The sequence below is a fragment of the Nocardia sp. CA-107356 genome (assembly GCF_050946365.1).
Taxonomy (GTDB): domain Bacteria; phylum Actinomycetota; class Actinomycetes; order Mycobacteriales; family Mycobacteriaceae; genus Nocardia.
Map to the genome: position 1 here is coordinate 5,672,467 of NZ_CP191992.1, position 20,245 is coordinate 5,692,711.

General features: G+C 63.6%; 13 protein-coding genes and 3 pseudogenes. 5 read left to right on the plus strand and 11 right to left on the minus strand.

Annotated features, from left to right (window positions below):
* The first annotated feature begins 5 nt into the window (after window positions 1-5).
* Entirely contained in the window at window positions 6-1,082 is a 1,077-nt protein-coding gene (locus ACQP1G_RS25675; protein WP_433192137.1) for a terpene synthase family protein, read from the plus strand.
* A 237-nt stretch (window positions 1,083-1,319) separates the two neighbouring features.
* Here the strand turns inward: ACQP1G_RS25675 and ACQP1G_RS25680 are convergent, their stop codons facing one another.
* Together ACQP1G_RS25680 and ACQP1G_RS25685 are read right to left on the minus strand one after the other, a co-directional pair.
* Entirely contained in the window at window positions 1,320-3,077 is a 1,758-nt protein-coding gene (locus tag ACQP1G_RS25680) for a hypothetical protein (protein ID WP_433192138.1), read from the minus strand.
* Window positions 3,078-3,191: 114 nt separating this feature from the next.
* Window positions 3,192-4,448 carry a cytochrome P450 gene (locus ACQP1G_RS25685; RefSeq protein ID WP_433192139.1) on the minus strand — a complete coding sequence of 419 codons (1,257 nt, stop codon included), beginning with the start codon at window positions 4,446-4,448 and terminating at the stop codon, window positions 3,192-3,194.
* Between the two features lie 2,471 nt (window positions 4,449-6,919).
* On the opposite strand from ACQP1G_RS25685, the pseudogene ACQP1G_RS25690 reads away from it, so the two are divergent.
* Window positions 6,920-7,681 (plus strand): annotated as a pseudogene (locus ACQP1G_RS25690) (IS256 family transposase); the annotation flags it as partial.
* Window positions 7,682-7,698: 17 nt separating this feature from the next.
* Here the strand turns inward: ACQP1G_RS25690 and ACQP1G_RS25695 are convergent.
* Window positions 7,699-9,738, minus strand: a pseudogene (locus ACQP1G_RS25695) (ISAzo13 family transposase).
* A gap of 107 nt (window positions 9,739-9,845) precedes the next feature.
* On the opposite strand from ACQP1G_RS25695, the pseudogene ACQP1G_RS25700 reads away from it, so the two are divergent.
* From ACQP1G_RS25700 to ACQP1G_RS25710, 3 genes and pseudogenes are all read left to right on the plus strand, one after another.
* Window positions 9,846-10,312, plus strand: a pseudogene (locus tag ACQP1G_RS25700) (transposase); the annotation flags it as partial.
* 1,002 nt (window positions 10,313-11,314) lie between these two features.
* A complete protein-coding gene (locus ACQP1G_RS25705) occupies window positions 11,315-11,743 on the plus strand; it encodes a hypothetical protein (RefSeq protein ID WP_433192140.1) in 429 nt (142 codons plus the stop codon).
* Complete coding sequence (locus ACQP1G_RS25710) at window positions 11,743-12,252, plus strand: DUF4254 domain-containing protein (protein ID WP_433192141.1); 510 nt, start codon at window positions 11,743-11,745, stop codon at window positions 12,250-12,252. The genes ACQP1G_RS25705 and ACQP1G_RS25710 overlap by 1 nt, the downstream gene beginning before the upstream one ends.
* 205 nt (window positions 12,253-12,457) lie before the next feature.
* On the opposite strand, the gene ACQP1G_RS25715 is transcribed toward ACQP1G_RS25710, so the two are convergent.
* The 8 genes from ACQP1G_RS25715 to ACQP1G_RS25750 all read right to left on the minus strand — a co-directional run bounded on the left by ACQP1G_RS25715 (window position 12,458) and on the right by ACQP1G_RS25750 (window position 20,229).
* The gene (locus ACQP1G_RS25715) at window positions 12,458-12,781 is read right to left on the minus strand and encodes a helix-turn-helix domain-containing protein (RefSeq protein WP_433192142.1); all 324 of its coding nucleotides are present in this window, start codon (window positions 12,779-12,781) and stop codon (window positions 12,458-12,460) included.
* The gene (locus ACQP1G_RS25720) at window positions 12,778-13,812 is read right to left on the minus strand and encodes a tyrosine-type recombinase/integrase (protein ID WP_433208804.1); all 1,035 of its coding nucleotides are present in this window, start codon (window positions 13,810-13,812) and stop codon (window positions 12,778-12,780) included. Before ACQP1G_RS25720 ends, ACQP1G_RS25715 begins: the two co-directional genes overlap by 4 nt.
* Window positions 13,813-13,948: 136 nt before the next feature.
* Window positions 13,949-14,902, minus strand: coding sequence for a TniQ family protein (locus tag ACQP1G_RS25725; protein ID WP_433192143.1), 954 nt, complete (start codon window positions 14,900-14,902; stop codon window positions 13,949-13,951).
* A complete protein-coding gene (locus ACQP1G_RS25730; protein ID WP_433192144.1) occupies window positions 14,902-15,945 on the minus strand; it encodes a TniB family NTP-binding protein in 1,044 nt (347 codons plus the stop codon). The genes ACQP1G_RS25725 and ACQP1G_RS25730 overlap by 1 nt, the downstream gene beginning before the upstream one ends.
* Complete coding sequence (locus ACQP1G_RS25735; protein ID WP_433192145.1) at window positions 15,936-18,008, minus strand: Mu transposase C-terminal domain-containing protein; 2,073 nt, start codon at window positions 18,006-18,008, stop codon at window positions 15,936-15,938. The genes ACQP1G_RS25730 and ACQP1G_RS25735 overlap by 10 nt, the downstream gene beginning before the upstream one ends.
* Window positions 18,005-18,775 carry a TnsA-like heteromeric transposase endonuclease subunit gene (locus ACQP1G_RS25740; protein ID WP_433208557.1) on the minus strand — a complete coding sequence of 257 codons (771 nt, stop codon included), beginning with the start codon at window positions 18,773-18,775 and terminating at the stop codon, window positions 18,005-18,007. The genes ACQP1G_RS25735 and ACQP1G_RS25740 overlap by 4 nt, the downstream gene beginning before the upstream one ends.
* A 341-nt stretch (window positions 18,776-19,116) precedes the next feature.
* Window positions 19,117-19,494, minus strand: coding sequence for a transposase (locus ACQP1G_RS25745; RefSeq protein WP_433192146.1), 378 nt, complete (start codon window positions 19,492-19,494; stop codon window positions 19,117-19,119).
* Window positions 19,495-19,527: 33 nt separating this feature from the next.
* Window positions 19,528-20,229 (minus strand): IS110 family transposase, encoded by a 702-nt coding sequence (locus ACQP1G_RS25750; protein ID WP_433192147.1) that lies wholly within the window; start codon window positions 20,227-20,229, stop codon window positions 19,528-19,530.
* Window positions 20,230-20,245 lie beyond the last annotated feature (16 nt).

Sequence of the window (20,245 nt, forward strand, 5' to 3'; positions counted from 1 at the left end):
TATTCATGTCTGCCTCACCGAACATCGGACAACTCCCGACCTATTTCCTCCCCGTCGTGCGCTGCCCCTTCGCCTGGAAGCAGAATCCCTGCTACGACGACAAGTTCCAACGCGAGGTGGACGACTGGGTGCTGAGTGTCTTCAGCACCCATCCAGAGGCTGCCAATTGGGTCGAGCGCATCCGCAGATACCGGTTCTACTTGTGGCAAGCCATGATGTTTCCCGAAATCGACCGGCCCCAACTCGTCCTGTGGAGCAAGTTCACCGCCCTACTGACGGTCATCGACGACATTGACGAGAAGTCACTGGCACGCGATGCGGCCAGTCAGGGCCAGATCTGGGAAGAACTACGCGAGGCCGTCCGACGACTCGGCATCACCGGACCGGTAAACCCCACATCGCCCTCACTGGTGCGTACCATTATCGATGTCGTCCGCGGCATGGTCGAACCGATGACCCCACCTATCCGCGATGGATTCCTCCAGGAACTCCAGCTATTGTGCCGTTCTCAGTTGGTCCTGGCGCCGGTGCGACGACAACAACGACGTCAGGTGGGGATGAGCCTGGAAAGCTACCTCAAGCACCGCTGCGCGGACTACGGTACCGCTATCTACGCCCGCGCTATCCCGCACATGCTCAGCATCGACTCCAGTTGGAACACCGCGCTCGCCACGGCTGTCACCTACGCGCACCAGCACATGTTCCTGGTCAACGATCTCTACTCATTCCGCAAGGAATACCCCCGGTACCGACACAACCTCGCTGGTATGACCCACCCCATGACGATCATGGTAGTCGACCATGGCATGAGCTGGCAGGCGGCAGTAGACGAACTCGTACAAATGATCCATCGGGCCGAGGACGGCTACCGCAAACATCGCGACGCGCTACTACGCCGCACAAGCTCCCGTGACGCCGCGCGCTACTGCGAGGCCCTGGAGCACTGCATCGCCGGCAACCTTCGCTATCACCTCCTCAGCCCCCGTTACCATGGACTCGACTTCGAGGGAGAATTCACCTCCCGCATGGTCACGTGCTCGGCGTCCGATGAGCCGGACGCAAAGGGCCCCACTGGAAAATGAGCAATAACGGCGTCTGGGGAAGCCCCGTAGATTCCGCGCACGAGTTGTCACCCATTCTCGCGTTTTTCGGTGACCTGCGGATTCGCCGGTCGCTGTGGGAAGGGTTGATCGGGTCGAAACGTTCGTTTTCGACCCGCACGGCTCAGCGCAATCAAGCTCGCCAACCGTCTCGCGCGTTAGTTAGTTACATGGCCTCGCCCAACAGCTCGATTCCGTGTTCGAACCACTGCTGAGACCTCAGGAAGGCCACGTCGACCGGAAAGGGGCGTCATCAGAGTCGACTACGGGCGCAATGACGGTCGGCGGCCGATCGTTGGGCCGATGCAGCGATTCCGATTCTTCGGCGGCAGCATCCATTTCATGCGGGATGGAGTCCGATGCCAGCTGTCGTTCTGCCGGCTTCTTCTCACCCTGCGGCTGTGGAAGCGATCCCCGCTGCGAGCCGGGGAGTCCCCCGTGTGCGATGTCCGGAGCGCGCTCGCTTGCTGACCACGGTGTCACAACCGGTGTGCGGCCCGCGTCAGTAGTGGGGCGCGCGGAGGGTTTGCGGGATTTCCTCCATGGGGTGCGTGGTGCAGGCCCGCGGTCCGATCGTGCCCATGGTGTGGACGGCCGTGCCGGGTCAGCCTGCCTGGCCGGCTGCGATGGTTGCGCTATCGCCTGACGGTCGGCTGGATCGGCACGATCGAGTTGAACAGGATTGTCGGTCACCGCAAAATTGGTCTGCGTTTCGGTGCCTTCGATACCCACACGCTCGGTCATCAAGTGCGGCTCGGTCATCGAGTGCGGCTCGGTCATCGAGTGCGGCTCGGTCATCGAGTGCGGCTCGGTCATCGAGTGCGGCTCGGTCATCGAGTGCGGCTCGGCCAGGCTGGGGATGGGCGTGGACGCCTCGAAGGCGCGTCGAGCGTACTCAGGCACATATTCCGCGCCGTCGCGCCGCATGTCGGATTCAGCGAACGCAGGGCCGCCCGTAATCCGGCTTGCCGATGCCATGTCCCCGCTGTCCCCGACAGCTGCGGCCGACGGCACATGCTGTGCTCCTACGCTTTCCACAGGCCAGCTGTTGTGCGCAGCAACCGGAGCCTCGTTATGTGCGCTCATCGCAGTATTGAATGTCCGTGGCGCAGCGATTCCGTGAGTCGTATCGACCATCGCACGTGGGGTCGAGGCCAGGCCAGAACTTGCACGCTCGGCCGCCGGTCCCGCAATCAGGTGTGGGACTTCCGGCCCATTGGGAACACCGAGACTGCTGTGGACGGCGCCGGGTGTGGTGAAATCCAGGCGCGACACATTATCGGCGAACCCTCGAGCGTGTTCCATAATGTCGTCGGCGTACCGGTCGAATAGTTTGGAATACTGCCGAACTTCGTCCGGATCTATACGCAATGGCAGCGCACCAGAATTGCTCGAAGGCGGCACCTGGAGCGCACTTGCGGTGGCGTTGACAACGCTGTGAACAATATTTCCGATGGCATCTTCGAGCGGCACGATTGCATTTTCGAGCACCACAGACAAGAGATAATCGAACAGCATTTGCTGCATGGCCTCGCACAATTTTCGCGCCGCTGCCACAACTGCCTGTTCCATCAACGCTGCGATACCACCGGTCGCTATCGCAGCGCCCATGATCGCCGCATAACTGACCGCCAGCGCAGCGAGCTCGGTCAGCACGGCGATCTTGACCGTCTTGATCACATCCGCCGCGATATCCAACGCTTTTCCGACCACCCGGCACGCGGTATCCAACTCCGCCATGTGGGCCGGACTCATCCTCGCCCACGCCGCAACCAGCTGTTCGTAGGAATAGCCGGAATAGACTGAGCCCATATCCGCGATCGCCCCCGTGGCAAGCGCATGCGTGTTCCGCACATTCGTTGCGAAAGACCGCACATGACCAGCTAGTTCGTGGACCTGGTCCTCATTCACGTCCGGGTATGGAACTCCGACATAATTCAGAAAGCAAGCTACTTGGTGCGGAATTTCGATCGCCACGGAAGATCACCTCGGCACATCTGGACGGCCCTGCTGTCTGCCTTGGCGACGGGATTCCACCTCCGCAGCGGTCGCTGATACGACGGATTCCGGATTGCGGTACACCGGTAACCCCTACAGTGGCGGCGGAACCGTGGTAGCGGCGTTCCACGGCGGTCTCATGCCGCCACTCGGGAAAGACGATGCGGGAAAGACCACTGGCAGAGTAGCGAGCGCCCGGTGGAATGGCCCAGGCCGCCATGTCAGCTCTTCAGGGGCTATTGCCAGCCGGATGTCGGGAAGAATGTCGAGGATTTGGTCGATGGCGTCTTGAGCAATCAGATATGCAGCCTCTCGGGCGGGGCAGGCATGTGGTCCGGCGCTCCATGCCAGATGCGAACGGTTGCCGGTGTGATCCCCCTCGTGGATCCCGGGATCGTTGTTGCAGGCAGCCATGCTGATCACCACTGGCTGATGAGCCGGCAGCCACACATTGTCGATCACGATAGGCTGCTGCGGATAGGTGAAGCAGAAGTTCGCCAAAGGCGGATCGTTGAACAAAACCTCATCGATCGCATCCCGCGTCGACAGGCTGCCGCCCAGAACATCGCCCGCGAACCGGTCATCGGTGAGGATGAGCAGCAATGTATTGGCGATCAGATTCAGCAACGGCACAACCCCGGCCCCGTAGATCGGGACCAACTGCTGCATGACTTCCAGATCGTCGAGCCCAGCAGGGTGTTTGAGCAGCCGGGTGGTGATGTCTTCGCCAGGCTCAATGCGTTTGTGGTCGACCAGCTCCATCAAGGCTCCGCCGAGCATAGCGTCCCCTTGGTCGGCGTCGATGCCATCGAACATCGCTGCAAGGCCAGCGGCCGCTCGCTGCCCGATGTCTGCGGGGCAACCGAGCATGGCATTGATAACCTCGAATGCGACAGGAAATGCGTACTGGGCGACCAGATCGGCACTACCTGCTTCACAAAAGCGATTGATCGTCGACATGGCGATCTCTTCCACCGTGTCATGCAACCGGCGACGTTCGACCCCACCGATGGCGGCCACGTTCGCATTCCGGTACCTGGCATGCTCCATCCCGGCGCTACGGATAGCAGTCGGTCGCCACTGCAATATCGGCAGCACCGGGCAGCCGGCGGGGATATCTCGTTGCCAGATGCGCGGATCAGCCGGGAAGCGCTCAGGGTCGTGGAGGATCCGTACGGCGGCCCGGTAGCCGATCACCAGGGTGGCAGGCACTCCAGGAGCGAGGCTTACCGGGACCAGCGAACCGTAACGTTCGCGCATCTCTCGATAGACGCAATGCGGATCAGCGGAGAACTCCGGGGAATACAATGCGACACGGAAGCCGTCGTAATCGATCGGCGAATTGGTCATTCGGACCTCAGTTCAGTCATATTCGATGGTTCTCCGAAGTACGCTTGTGTCGCACCACTCGCCTTCCATAGCGCCGGGCTTCGGCGATGATTCGGGCGGCTTCCTGTCGGTGTCAGCAGCAGTCGCGGTCGCACAGTCGATGCACCTGCAAGATGACTCTTGCCTGCGTCACAGTAAGTGTATCCGGACAAAACGGACATTCAGTGGACAAAAATTTTCGGAGTCGGGGGTCGGTATGAATCTTGATGTACAGGTGTATGTGGCGCCTGCGATTCGTCAGTAAGACAAGCGTTTTCCGAAGTATGAGCCGATGAATTCGAAGCAGGCATTTCGTTGAATTCCTTTACCTGGCGGAGATGTCAGAAAGACGGAATGAGGTCCGTAGGCGACTACCGCATGGTCGTGCCGATACCGTCGACCGATAGGGTATAGTGTGCTGCGCTCCTGGCCGCTCGACTACCTCCATGCGACTATCGTTTTGCCAGCCGAAAGGTATGACGTGAACTCGCGCGCCACTATCCGACAGCCGTTCGGCGAGTTCAGTCGGCACGTTCAAGGCGTCAGCAATCTCCGATAGAATATCGAAATCGATTCGGCCGGAGAATCTTCCAGCGGGGCCGGGAAGGCTCACGAAGCCATGGACAACGATCTGCGCCGCATCGGTCTCGGTGGCGAGCCATTGCACGACCTTTACCGCCACACTCGTCAGCGCGAGATCACCGAAGTCCACAGTCACTGCCACCAGTAGACAATCATGGAAGGACTTCCGTTTCCCAACGGCCGAGGGTTGCAGCGCGACAGCGCACGGGCCTGCGGCCGTCGCCGCATACTCGAAAGTACGGCACCGCTTACTCAAGATGCGCACAGGCTCACCGCCCTTCCTCGACAATTCTTCGGGGAACCGGCAATTGCCACGCGCCCTACTGCCATCCACCTCAGAGTCGCATCAGCTTTGACGTGGATGATGTGACATTAAAGGCGACGCCGGGCAAGCGGGTATGGCCCGAAGGTGGAATCTGTGGCCGTCACGGTTTTGCCTCGACTCCATTCGTCGATCAGCGCGCGGCTGCGGGTATCGAATTGATGGTGCGCGTCATCGGGCCAGGAAACAGTGTCCATGCTCCCGTGATGCTTCGCGAACGATAAACTAGTGTACCAACGGTTTCCTCTGTGCCACAGAGGAAATCCCCCAGTGCGGCGCCGGGTTTATAGACCCCTAATTCCGTCGGATCGACGTACCACGACAGACTGCATAGGCCAGCCGCGGCGCTCAGCCGCGTCAACTATGGGTGCGAAGTGGCGGGTTCAACTGAGCCGGCGGCACCCTTGCACTTGCTGGGCGCGGCTGGTCGACCGGTTGGCTCTCGCCCTCATGTTGGTGGTGTTGCCGTCGCCAGCCGGCACACAGATCCTCGCGGTTGGCCGGTCATCTGTTGCGACGATTCGGCTATGACCCTCGCGTAGTGATCCGTTACCGCAGCGCTGGTATACGGGCTGCATACGTAAGGACCGCAGCGCGGCAAAACAACCCCGACCTCATCCATGTCGGAAAATGACCCGCGGCCACCGGGCTTTCGGGGATCCGCAACGTCACCGGCACCGATCCGATGGCAGCGACCGGCCGAGTTCGACTTAACGGATATCCTCGAGTTCCTTGTACAGATTAGGCACGAAATCTTCGAGATGGTTCATCTCCGCGCGCCAGTGGTGCAGCACGTTTCACGCCATCTCCTGGCGGCGAGTCGTCTCCCCAGGCGAGGCGGCGACACGCGGCGGGGCGCGCTGTGCATGCTGCGGCGAAACGTCGGTTTGTCAGGTGTGTGATGGGATCCCAGGATCTCAGGACGACCGAGAAAGAAGCGGCTGCCGTCTCGGCGCCGTGTTCGGTCGGCCGCACCTCGTACACCAGCCACGCGGCGGCAATAGGCAGGTCCGAGGCACCGGCGCGTGCGCAGGTGTGCCAGTCCAGTCGTCGAAGCCCAGCCACTGCGGGTCGAAAACATATGGCCAACCGCAATTCCTGATCCGGCGTACCAACCACGGGCGCCGCGGAATACCTTACCGAGGAGCCCGCCGACTGACGCGGCTTTCGATCGCCGCACATGGCGCCTCAGTATTCCCAAATTTGTGCAGGATGTATATTCCGATAGGTCGAGTGAGACCACTCCACTCGGCGGACAGATCCTCTTGTGACTTTTGTGACTTTCGAAGATCTTCATGTCGAAGCCAGTCTGACACAAAGCGATACCCGCAGAAATACCACCCGCCCGGCACCAATGATCACGACACTCTTCCTATTCGGCGCGAACGTCGTCAGCACTTCTGCGGCAGGCCCACTGGGTTGCGTCCAGCAAGATGGTGTAGCAGCTCGCAGCTCGGCCCGATGAGTGCCGAACCCCGGACATGAGGGTGGCCATCGCGTGATCCTTCAACAGACCGCCAAAGTCACTGAAGGAAGAAAGTCCCACGCGATGACCGATATTCAGCGTATCGACCCGAGCTCGGTGTTGTCCGATCAATTGGCCGCTGCCAGTCCCGATCTGCTGCGCACGATGCTCTCGACGTTCATCCAGACCCTGATGGGCGCCGAGGCCGACGCGGCCTGCGGCGCCGGCTACGGCGAACGCAGCGACGAGCGGGTCAACCACCGCAACGGCTACCGCCACCGCGACTTCGACACCCGCGTCGGCACCATCGACGTCGCGATCCAAAACTGCGGTCGGGCAGCTATTTCCCGGACTGGCTGCTCGAACGCCGCAAACGCGCCGAACGCGCCCTCACCAGCGTGGTGGCGACCTGTTATCTGCTCGGGGTCTCCACCCGCCGGATGGAGAAACTCGTCGAACATCACAACACTGTCCAAATCCTAGGTGTCGATGATGGCCCGCGATCTGGATGCCCAGGTCGAAGCATTCCGCACCCGCCCACTCGACCAGGGCCCCTACACGTTCGTCGCCGCCGACGCCCTGGTGCTCAAGGTCCGCGAGAGTGGGCGCGTGGTCAATGTCCACGCCTTGATCGCCACCGGCGTCAATGCCGAGGGATACCGCGAAATCCTTGGCCTGCAAGTGGTTTCCGGCGAGGACGGGGCCGGTTGGCTGGCGTTCTTCCGCGACCTGGTCGCCCGCGGCCTGAGCGGGGTCGCACTGGTCACCAGTGACGCGCACGCGGGTTTGGTGGGCGTGATCGGGGCGACCCTGCCCGGCGCGTCCTGGCAGCGTTGCCGCACCCACTGTGGGACTGTAAGGAATCAAGGTGTCGAGTCGGCTGTGTTGGTGTCCGATCGTGGTATTGCGGCGAGAAGGTCTGCGGCGGTGCGGAATCGGGTGGGCGCGGGGGTGATGGTGGTGCCGTCCTGTTCGAGGAGGGGGCTGACCAGGAGGGCTGCGTTGCCGATGGTGCCGCGGCTGACGCCGAACAGTTCGGCGAGGGTCTCGCGGGTGCAGAGTTTGCGGTGCAGCAGCACTGTCGCCAGGACTCTGTCGGCGTCGGTGATCTTCTCGACGAAGACTCCGCCGCGTGCGCCGGGCATGCGTTCGCCGCCGCGGCGAGTGTGCCGGTATCGCTCGGTCACGGCGGCCTGCCGGGGAGCGAGGCGTTCGATGAGGTGGTGGAGTTTGTGCTGGGGCATTCCGGTCAGGGCCGGTTCGGACAGTACCGGTGACGGCGGTGGGGTGGGTCCGGGTTCAGACCTGTCGTGTAGGAACGTGCGGACGGCCGTGGCGCTGGTGAAGCGCAGTTGTGTGGCCGGGGTGACGCGATGATCGTGCTCGTCGAGGAGTGCGCGGGTTTCGGCGATGATTTCACCGATCGAGTTCGGGTTGAATTCGAGCAGTTCGGACAGCACCTTCTGCGAGCAGAGTTGGCGCAGGTAGACGATGGTGATCAGTACGCCCGCCGCATCGGAGAGCAGACGTCTGCTACCGGCTCCGGGCGCATGGCGACGTCGGCCACCGCGCTGTTGCCAGCGGCGTTGCGCCGCGCGGGCGGCCTGGCCCGGCGCCAGCTGTGCTGACAGTTCGTCCAGTTCGACGCGCGTCATGCCGGTCACGCGCGGGTCGGTGAGCAGTTCCAGCACCTCGGCCCGGGCGCGGTCACGATCTTGCACGTGTTCGGAGGCAGTGGCCCCGGTGGGTGCGATGGTGTAGTTCCAGCTGCCGTGCCAACTATGCGGCTGAACCGGGAGCGCTTGGAACTGTTCGGTATTGACCGCGATGCCGGTCGGGTAGTCGCCGGTGTCGAGTTCGGCGTGAACGCGCAGGCCGGTGCGGGTGCGGGTCGAGGCGATGGTGTTGACCACGACCTCGTGGCTGGTCAGTGGTCGGCCCCGCCAGTTCATGGTGATTTGAGAGAACAGTCGATGCTCGATCTTGTTCCATTTGCTGATGCCGGCGGGAAGTGGCAGACGGTGATCGCCAGCCCGGTCTCGGCGGCCAGCGCGGCCTTCCACGACCGGTAGCGGTAGCTGTTGGAACCACCCGCGTCCGCGGTGATCAGCAACTTGCTCGGCTGCGGGTAGTCCTGGCATCCACGGTTGTGCCACCAGCGGCGGATCGAGGCCACCGCGAACGCGGAGGTGTCGTGGTCGACCCCGACGTTGACCCAGCCCGCGTCGGCGGCCAGGTCGTAGACGCCATATGGGATCGCCTGCGCCACATCGGGTCCCGTGAAGAAGAAGCTGTGGTCTTCCACCTCAATCGGTTCGCCTTGCGGCCGCCATTCCCGCCCGCCGTTGGGCAACCGACCCAGTTGTTCTTTCTTCTTCGAATCAACGCTGATCACAGGCTCGCCGGCGCCGAGGTGTTCCTTGACCTGCTCGTTGATGTAACGGAATTGCCCGTCCCGGTCCGGATGCTGGCGTCCCTCCAGTGTTTTGGCGTTCGCCTGCATGCTGAAACCATTGTCCCACAACAGTTTACCAACCGTCGGTGCGGAGACTGGATGTCCCTGCCGGGTCAGTTCCTCGGCCAGATGCCGCAGAGATTTGGTCGTCCACCGCAACGGTGACTCCGGATCGCCACGCTCGTCTGGCTCAACGAGCCGCAGCAGCGCCGCCAAGAGCTGCGGATCGACCTCGTCGGCGGGCTTGCGGCCCCCCGCCGACGCGTCGCACCCGCCCCTCGGGCAACGGCGCCCTGGCCGGACTCCAACTCGAAAACGCCCTCGCGGACCGTGGTTTCGCTGACTCCCGCGATCCGGGCCACCGTCCGCACACCACCATGTCCCAGCAGTCCGCTTCGGTGGCCAGCGTCAGACGCCTCTGACGCTCGTTCAGGTGAGGCAACAGCACATCAAACCGCTCCTACAACCGCTCGACATCCTCCCTCACCGCCCCCATAGCACTCCGAAACACCTTGCACCACAAAACAACACGTTATTACCTTACAGTCCCACTTCACGGTGAACTTGATGTCGGTCTGCCCGAAATCGTCCTGGCCCTGGGGCCGGACGTTGTTGCATTCGGTGTTCGATCAAGCCGACACCGAATCGGTTGCCGCCCAAGATGATCGATGCTCGACGCCCTGGCTGAGAAGCTGCCGAAGGTCGCCGATCACCTCGACGCCGCCCGCGCGGACCTGCTGGCGTTCACCGCGTTCCCGAAACAGATCTGGCGCCAGATCTGGTCGAACAATCCGCAGGAACACTTGAACAAGGAGATCCGCCGCCGCACCGACATGGTCGGCATCTTCCCCGACCGTGGGTCGATCATCCGGCTGGTCGGGGCTGTGCTGGCCGAGCAACACGACGAGTGGATCGAGGGCCGACGTTATCTGGGTCTCGACGTCCTGGCCCGCTCACGCGGCCTCACGCCCATCGACGAACAGGAGGACCCGCACCGGCAGAACTCACTGCCTGACCGATAACCGGATCATGCGGTGACCACCCCAGCTACACCACGCCCCGGGACTTGACCGCCCACTGGTTTGCATACATATCTCCTTCCTCACCACGAGGGCGGACCAATCGCGGACGGAAATTGATACCACCAAAGTGGTACCTCACGTGTCCATCTTTTGCGAACCCAGGCGCGGGCTACTCCATGACGACAGACTCCACCTCCGTGCCATGTAGACCTGACTGCGATCGTCTTAAAGTCATGTCATAGATGGAATAGATGGAGAGGAGGAATTTGTGATGGATACAGTCGCACGTGCGCAGCGACAGTCGGCTCCGGTTGCGAGACGACGGGAAAGCACGGTCGCCGTGCGCACTACCAGTGACCGATCTTCGAATTTCGAGCACTCGGTGATGGCGGCATTCGACAGCGTCGCGAACGCGCCGGCGGAATTCGCCGAATGGCTGACGGAACCCGATTCCTGTCAGTGTGGACGGGTAGCATTGGGCAATCCTCGCAGCCCCTCCCTACATCTGATGGAGGCACGATGGCTGCCATAACGCCCGCGATAATCGACCTGTGGCGGGAACGGCACAGGTACTGCGCCGATGTACCTCCGCCGATGGGATGGGAGGAGGCTCGTTTCGTGCTCGGCGAGCACGCTGGACATGGCAGCCACTGCCAGCAGTACCTCGATGCCCTGCATCGCACGTCCGAGGCGCCCATTCTGGTGGACCAACCACAGAGCACATACTGGGGAGAGTCCCCTGCATTATTGTCTGTGCGGAGTAACAGACGCCTGGAAAGGCGTACTCCCTCAGCGATGGACAGGCAGTCACGATGCTGCACCGGCAGGCGCCTTCCCACCACGGATTTGACAGAAACGTCTAGTCACGACAATTACGAACTCAGGTTCGGAGGCAGCAGTGCCGCTTTTGTTCACTGAATTGCACGCCATGGCCGGAGCTGATAACGGAAGTGCTCCACCCTGCCGCACCAGTGACGCCGTCTGCTCACGGGAGGCGCGGCTATGCATCACATAGAACCGTTGCCGTCGGCGCGGAAGGTGCTGTGCGCTGTTCGAAGCCGTCACCACACAGACGATCACCCGGCGGCGCGATGGGACAGCCCGCTGGCGGACTGGCACCGCACCTCCAGCGATAGCGCATACACCGATGCCGTGCGCGGAGAATATTGCCAAAGTGGCTATCTCGTACACCGGATCGACTTGGCGATCGAGCAGCACAGTTGCGGCGGCACCCTGCATACCGAAACAGTCGGGTTGGTGAGCGATCGGATCGCGGACGCCCGGGTCCGAGCCGAAACAGTTCCGACGACAGCTGCCACCACGGCCGAGCCGAGAGTGCACACCGCCTGGCATCGTCTGCTCGAGCTGGTCGACGGCTACGACGACGTTGCCGGTTCGCGACGGCTGCCTGTGCCCGCAGGAGGCGACTGATGACAACTCGGCGAACCGACACGATTCCCGACAAGGACGAGCTCCTACGGGTCTGCCGAGGCGGGCCGACAGGCGACAATCCGATCCTCGCCGCCGCCACTGAACTCGCGTTATTACACGAGATGTGGCTTGAGCGCGCCACGCATGCTGGCGGACATCTCGATGACGCACGGCTGCGATGGATCGGTGCCATCGACTATTTGGTTGCCGCGATGACACCGACGCCGAGGCCAAGCGCGCTACTACACACCGAGACCGTCGGCTGCGTCGTCGACCGTATGGCTTATCTCACAGCCCTGGCATTCACAACACTGGCCAGCGAGCCGGATTCGGTGTTCCATCACATAAATGTTCAACTGAACGATCTCGCCGTCGGATACCAGCACCTCGTACTTGAATTGCGTGCCGGAGCCAAACATCTCCCGGCCAGCATTGGCGGCCTCGAGTATCGGTATTTGCGGCGACAGCAAAGTCGGTGCACCTGCGGATTCACAAACGAAGACATGTGAGCGCCGAGGGACCATTCAACATCTCCACTCGGTCGCGACCGAGTGCGCTACTAATCGAGATTGGCGTGAAGCGCCGACTCAGCCCAGATCCACCGACGTCGGTTAGTCTGCGCGCCTGTGGCGCACTGCGCGACAGCGGAGTCCAGCGCCGACTCCAGGCGTGCCGCCTGCCGGGCCAGCCGCGCAACTTCCGACGGCGGCAGGCTCACAGCCCTGGAGGCTTGCGAATCGAGGTGCGCCGCACCGCCGGTGCCGGTCCGTGCTTGTCTCCGGCTGCCTTGCGGATCTCGGTGTTGACGGTCTGGATCTCGATCAGGTCGTTCGGCGTGCAGTCCAGGATGTCGCACAGCGCGGCGAGGGTGTCCATCGACAATCGTTGCGGCGGTTGGGTGACCAGCCGGAACACCTGCTCACGCGACAGGATGATCCCGCGCTCGGCCAGCGCCGGCACCAAATCGGTTGTCTGGAACATGTCCTTGGCGGCCATAACCCGGCGCAGGTTCCAGCGATAGCCCATCTTCCTGATCACCAGCCGTTGTCCTCCCACAGGTCGCCGTGGCGTTCGGTAAGCTTCCGGCGCAACAGTTGATTACGGTATTCGTCCGAAACACCGGTATAGATGGCAGTCGAACTCGCGGTGGCGTGCCCAGCCTGGTCCTGGACGAATCTCTCGGGGTAGTCGAACTCCACGAGATGAGTGATCATGCTGTGACGCAACGAATGTAAGTCCAACTCGCAGGCCAGGCCCGCGGCCTCCCGGCATGTCTGGAACGCCTCGTTCGCGCTGCGCTTGGACAACCGCCCACCCCGCTCGCTCACCCACAACGCCGGATGATTACCGACGTCGAACCTCGGCCGGACCTCGCTGAGATAGTGCTCGAGCACGCCAACGATCCAGTCCATCTCCGGCACGGTGAACACTGTGCGCCGCTTGGGCGGGCTTCCATTGGATGACTTACCCCACCGCACGAACACCGCCCCGAACCTGTTGTACTGCGGTGCTTTCGGGTTGTGACGCAGGTCCACCAGATCGATACCGACCGCCTCACGACGACGTAATCCGAAGGCATAAACGGTTTTCAACAGCGCGGAATCCCGCATCGCTGCCAGCGCGCCCTTGCGGCCTCGTTTGCGGATGTCCTCCACGCGGCCGTCGGCCGCATCGAACAGCGCCTGCACCTCCTCGTAGGACAGCGGACGCCGACCCGGGCGACCCTCGAACTCGGTCACATGCACGACGCTGTTGTGCTCGTGCAAGATCTGGGCAGGCACCTGCCCGAACTGCTCGTGGCACGTTTGCTGCCATCCGTAGCGGCCGTCGCAGATGAAGTCGCAGAACATCCTCAACGAGTTCTGGTACTGCCGGGCGGTGGCGACGGTGAAGTTCGGGTTCCCCGCCCGCAGATGGTCGAAGAAGGCCTCCACCTCGGTCGGCTGCCACTCCCACGGATACTGGTTGGAGAACGCCGCCAACCGCCGCACCAGCGATAGCCGAGGCTTGATCGTGCTGTCCCACTTCAGGAATCGTGTGCGTTGCTGCCGCGCCCACCCCTCCAACATGCCCTCGAACACCGCCGTCGCTGGGTCCAGATGCACCACACCCTGCGCCCGTGTCCTGTCCGATTGGAGATGAGGCACTGTGTTGTCTCTGCCTGCGGTGCCTCAACTTCGTGGGACGGTCGTCGAGGTGCTGGTCTCATTGATCATGAGGCAGATCGTCAGATTGTCGGTCGGGGTGAGAGTTCTTTGATAGCAGTTGGTCCACCGAGCGCTGATGGTCCGGATCGACCAGGGTGTGGCGTTTTCGCAGCCAGGGATAGAGCCCGTCGTAGCCTTCGGTGGAGTGCTGGTAGTTGATGCCGAGTGTGTGGTTGACCGCGCGGGCGAACTCGTGGATGGCGGTCGAAGCGAGTCCGGGGCGGGGGTAGCGCCAGCGGAAGTCCGCGAGAACATGGGCCAGATCAACGGTTTCGGGGTAGGTGACGACAGCGGTGAGTGGGTCACCGTTGTGGAGTTTGCCTGTGAGCGGGAGTTTGGTTCGGAAGGCGCGGATCAGGGGGTTGCGCCGGTCGAGGTGGCGTCCGTGACGCGCCCAGGTGCCGGTGATTCTGGTGGCCTCGGTGAAGGCGAGAGCGGCGATGGTGGGTCCGACGTGGTGTGCGAGGCGCTGGTGGCGGCGTTGTGCGCGAAGGATATCGGTAAGGCCGTCGACGTTGTATTGCTGATCGAGGTAGGAACGACCACGTGATCCCAGCCAGATGCGGTGTTTAGGACAGAGCACGGTGTCGACCGGCTTCCAGGTGACGGCGAAGACGAACGTGCTGCGGCGCCGAGCGCAGCGCAGGCAGACTCGGCGGCGAACGTGTGCGGGCAGCGGTGGAGTGGTGCCGGGTTCGACGCCGGGGCGCAGTTCCGGTAGGGCGTGGATGAGGTCCTGTGGTGCTCGCCCTGTGGCTGCGGCGAGGCTGGCCAGCGGGACTGCGGCTGGCCGGTTGGGGGTGCCGATCAGGTGTATGCGCAGGTCGTCGGGGTGGATCAGGTTCGCGGTCGCGAGCCGGTAGAGGTATGACCCGATGGTCTCGCCGTGGAATGGTGCGACGGGGAACGGGAGTCGATGTGGCGGTCCTGGCCGGAAGCCGAACGGCGGCATCAGGCTGCGCCGTGGCGGGCGGATTCGGCGGCGTGGTCGAGGGGGATGGAGTCGAGCAGTTTGCGGGTGATGGCCTCGTCGCCTTCCAGGATCGCCAGTTGGGCGGCGGCGCGGATCAAGTGCGACAGGCTGCCGATCATGCCGCCGGTGCGCTGGTGCAGGTAGCGGGCGTGCCGGGGCAAGGTGCCCGGCTGGTGACGGTGCAGGCGTAATGCGTTGTCGAGGGTGGCAATCAGTCCCTTCCATTCGGCGTCGCAGGGGAACGGGCCGGTGTTGATCAGCACGCATCGTCCGGCGATCTGTTTGCCTCGAACTCCGGTGAACAGCCTGCGCTCGATGTCGATGCCGGAGTAAACGAAGGTGGCCGGCAGGTGCTCGGTGAAATATTTCAAGTGGTCGGACATGTCCTCCCCGGCCGCGGTGGCCAGGTTCAGGTTGTGTAGTTCGTCGACCAGTACCAGGTCCACCCTGGCTTGGAGCATGAGCTGGCAGACCACGTCGGCGATATCGGTGGTGTTGTAGCCGCGTTTGACCGGCGGCAGACCGAGAAACCGAGCGAACTCCATGGCCAGCTTTCGTGGCGACCCTTTCGGTGGGGTGGTGACGTAGACCACCGGGATCCGGTCGGCCAGCCTGCTCGGATAGCGTTGGCGCACCATCAGTTCGTGGGTGCGGCCGAGCTGTTTGAGCGCGGTGGTCTTGCCTGTGGTTTGCTGACCGGACACGATCAGCCCGCGGCGGGCGCTGATCTCGCGCCGATTCAACAAAGTCAGCAACCGGCCCTGGCGGGCGACCTCGCGGACGGTGGAGGTCGCGACGATGATCATCTCGGAGTGATAGTCGATGCGGGCCTCGTCGTAGGCGTCCCGGTTCGAATCCGACAGAGCCGCCCACCTTTTGTCCGGGAGCAGGTCGAACGAGGCGTCGGGTGAGTCGACGAACTTGCGCCATCCGGCCAGCGTCATCGTCGGCTCGCGCAGATCGGCCTCCAGTGTAGTTCCGAATTCGTCTGCGGGCTCGGCGCTGTGGCCGGCTACCACCATTTCTTGGCCTCCTCGCGGGCGTCGAAGACGCCCAACGGGATCACCTCGGCCAACGAGTCGTCGTCCTCGGTGTCTTCATCTTCATCCCAGGTCGGTGCGGGTTGCCGTGGCGGAACTGGCCGCTCGGCGGCCGAGACCGCTCTGGTCCGCCCTGCCACCCGCTGGTCCTTGGTCGTCGATTTGCCGCGCTTGGTCGCTGTGTCGGGGCCTTGTTCGGCGGTGTCGAGCAATTGTGCTGCTGCTGCGGCGATCTCGGCTTCGGTGGCCGGGTCGGTGCCGCGGCGGGCCAGCATCTGCCGGGCGTGGTCCCATGCTTGTTCACCGAAAGGCGTCGGATCAGCCCGCAGATGTGTCCACGGGGCTTGGATCCAGCCGCCGTCGCGGTGGTTGCGGACCCAGATGCGGGTGACGTCGTAGGGGTCGTAGTGGACCTCCCACAACCCTTTTCGCGCGTTCACCCCGGAATGCTGACGGCGGTAGGGAGTGAGTTCGGCGCAGTCGTAGGTGCGGTGAGCGATCTTCACCCCGTAGGCGTTGATCGCCCGCCAACGGACCGGCAGCAACTCGATGTAGTCATCAGCGCCGAGCGGGACCGGAACGTATCCCGCGGTTTCCACCAGGGCGGCATACATTTCGTTCGGCGACAACGCTTTTGCGGGAATCAACGGGTGCCGTAGCCCATCGTGGGGCCGATTCGCCCAGGTCGTCACCAACCACTCGTCCAGTAATTCCTGCAACTCGAGCATCGACCAGACCGCGCCGGTTTCCGCGCCTCGTCCGCGTCGTTCGACGCTCGAGCCGACATAGCCTGCGACGTATTGGGCGAACAGAGTGCCGACCGCGGAGAAACTGGTCTCGACCGTGCCCTTCTCCCAGGGAGAACCCTCGTGGGAGGGCTGCAGGGTGATGCCGATGGCGCGGCAGGCATTGCGGAACGCCGCGGACATGTAGGCCATGCCGTGGTCGCAGACAATGGTTTCGGGCACGATCACCGGACGCGCAGCGGCATGCTCGAGCCGGGCATCGATCGCGGTGAGCCTCCGGTGCGGCAGCACCGACCGCGACATCCGCAGCGCGTCACGCCAGCCCGGCCGCATCGGTTCCGGCGTCATCGCTCGCGCCAGCAGCAGCGCCGCGTCCACCGCCTTCGTCGTCGGGCGCAGCACCGCCGCCGGGATCGTGCGCGTGGCCAAGTCGATGATCCAGGTCAGCTCGACCCGATCCACCACCCCGTTGTCCAGCACCACGCGGACGTCCAAAGGCGTGGAATCGATCTGGGTCCATTCACCCGGCCGCAGCGCCGTCACCGTGCCGAACGGCCCGTCCGGGCGCTGCGCCAGCGACCGGCGTGTGCGCGCCGACCCGAACGTGTGCTTGCCCGCCGCGATCTGCGAGACCAGCCGATAAAAGGTCGCCCGCGCCGGCATCACCACCGCCGGATCAATGTCCTCGGCGATCAGCAGCTGCTCGACGCGGCGCCGCAGGCGGCCGACGGTGCCCGTCGACTGGTTCGCCTGCTCGGCCACCGCCTTCCCGATCGCGGCCAGCACTCGCTCATCGGTCCGGGCGCCTTGCCGCCGGGTGCTGCGATGGTCGATCAAACCCCACACACCCTGTTTCTCGTAAGCAAGCCGCATCCGCTGGAACGTGCTCAACGGCACCGTATCTCCCGCGCGGGACAACTCGTCCACCTTCGCCAGTTCGCGCTGCCGCAGACTGCGCGTGCGCGGGTCGTATTCCGGTTTGGGTCGCGCCGTGCGCCCGGTCTCCGGCGGAACTCCGGTGATCACCTCGACGATGTGGTGTTCCCACCACCGGGCCTGCTCAGCTATGCCCGCTGGAACACTGTCGACCAGCCCCTGCGGTGGCAACGCAGCCGGTGCCCGTGTGACCATGCGAAATCCGCTCGCGGACAACAGATCACTCAGCGCGAGGTCACGCGATTCCCCGGTCACATCGACCAGGACGACCCGGCCCCCGGACAACGCGGCGACCGTCAAGGAGGCGCCATCGAGACTGATCTGCTCACCCACCTGCAGCCCCAGCGGGCGCGACACCGTCATCGGCCCTCCCCGGAAAGGCTCACCATCGAGTGCCCGGTCAACGGCGCCGATTCCAGGTCCGCGGACAACGTTCCCGACCACAGCAGATGAAACACTGACGGCAACACCGTCAGCCGGTCACCCACCATCTCCGCACCTTCCAGCAGCGGTCTCGGCCCGGAAAACACCTCCACCAGCCGCATCCGGTGCTCGGCACGCAGGCACCGAGCATGCCGGTATCCGGCCAGCCAGCGAACATTCGCGACAAGCACCGCCTCCGGGGTGCCGACCCTGCGGTAACCCCAGCCCACCGACTCACACGCCGCAGCAGTCGCCGCGAACGCCTCCGCATCCGAGTCCTCGATCCGATCGTCGGCCCGCACATCGATGACCACACCCCGGCCGTCGGCCAGCCGGACGAAGAAGTCCGGAGCATGCCGCCGCCGCATCTCACCTGTCGGCCACGACAACCAAAATGGTTGCGCTGCAATCGCTGTCACCTGCGGCGAGAAGTCGAGCAACATGAGGTGATCACGCTCAAGCCACGACTCGAACCCGATGTGCCCACCCATGCACGCTGCGAAGTAGAGACCCGGAAAGTTCTTCTGTCCCTTGAAACTTGGAAACTGCCGCACCGGCGGAACATCCTCGAACCGAGTCCCCCAGCACGTCGTCAGCACAGCATGCCGCTCGACCGGGCCCGTGACGTCGATCTCCAAGTACCGCAACGTGAATACGCCCGTTCCGCAGACAGCAGCAGTGGCAGTAGCCACACCACCAGTCGCCATCACACCCCGGACCTCGCCGCCGCACGAACGGGCCCACCGTAACCATCCGTCTCACGTAGATGAGGCGGATTCGCCAAATACCTCAGATCAACGAGACTGCCTCAGTCTCAACGGGACAGGACAGGAGCTCGCGCATGTCCCGCACCGCCGCCAGACCCAACCCACGCCTCCTCGATTTCACTCTCTGTGAAGAACCTTCGGCAAGGCCGCGATCCAATCGGCCACGGCGAAGCTACTTCACTCCCGTGGTCCAGCGCAGGAGAACGCCGAACATGCCTGTTCCAGGCAAGAATCAGAGGGAGGGAGTCAATCGGACGGTTCAGGAACTCGTCGACTGTTGGTTAGCCGTCTCCATGTGCTCGACGGCGTTGGTAGTGCTCGCGGGCCGGGCCGTATCGACCGGCGGCGGTGAATGCCCAGACCCAGCCGGCGGCGGCCAGACGGTCGTTCTTGACCCGGCGGTGGGTGATGGAGATCGTCTTGCCGGATGCGCGGGTGACCGGTGCAGATCCGGCGTAGGCCTTCAGCGCGCGGTCGGTGGCGAATTTGGTTCTGTCGTCGCCGATCTCGGCGAGCACGCGGGCGCCGGTGAGGTCGGCCAGGCCTGGAAAGCTGGTGATGATGGCGTGGTCGGGGTGTTTGCGGAATTCCTCGGCCGCAGCCTGTTCGAGGTCGGCAGCACCGGCGCAAGCGACATCGAGAACGGCCAGCAGCGCCATGGCCTGCCGACCGAAAGCCCTTTCAACAAGCTCTCATTGGCGCAGCTGGGGTCTCCGCAGGCCGTCGAGGAGCTCGCCGGAGAGTGCGTCGATGTTGCGCTGGCGTCCGGCGCGGCGCAGAGCATTCGCGATGCGGGTCTTGGTGAGTTTGGCGACGTGGGCGGGGGTGGGGGCGATAGCCAGGACAGCACGGGCCTCGGGTTTGGCGAGGTTGGTGGCGGACTTACCAGCGAACACGGCCAGGAATGCCGGATAGTATTCGCGCAGCAGCGATCTGAGCTCGTTGCTGGCCTTGGTGCGCCGCCAGACCGCATCTTGCTGGGCGCGGGCGAGCACCGTGATGGCTTGGGCACGCTCGCTGTCGGCGGGCAGCCGCCGGTGCAGGTGCGCGTCGACACGCAGGATGTTGGCCAGGGTCATCGCGTCGGCGTGGTCGGACTTGGCGCGTGCCATTGAGTGACGTTCACGGTAGCGGGCCACCGCCATCGGATTGATCGCGAACACCGGCCGGCCGGACGCCCGCAGTGCGGCGACCATCAGTCCGCGCGGGGTTTCGATCGCGACCGGGATCGGGTCCTCGGCGGTGTCACCGGCGTCGGCCAGCAGCTGCGTGAGCTCAGCGAATCCGGTGGGGTCGTCGCCGATGCGTTTCTTCGCGACCAGTGTGCCGCCGGAATCAACGATGGCGATGTCGTGATGGCCTTCGACCCAGTCCACGCCACAGTAGTTGCTCAATCCAGTCCTCCATCAG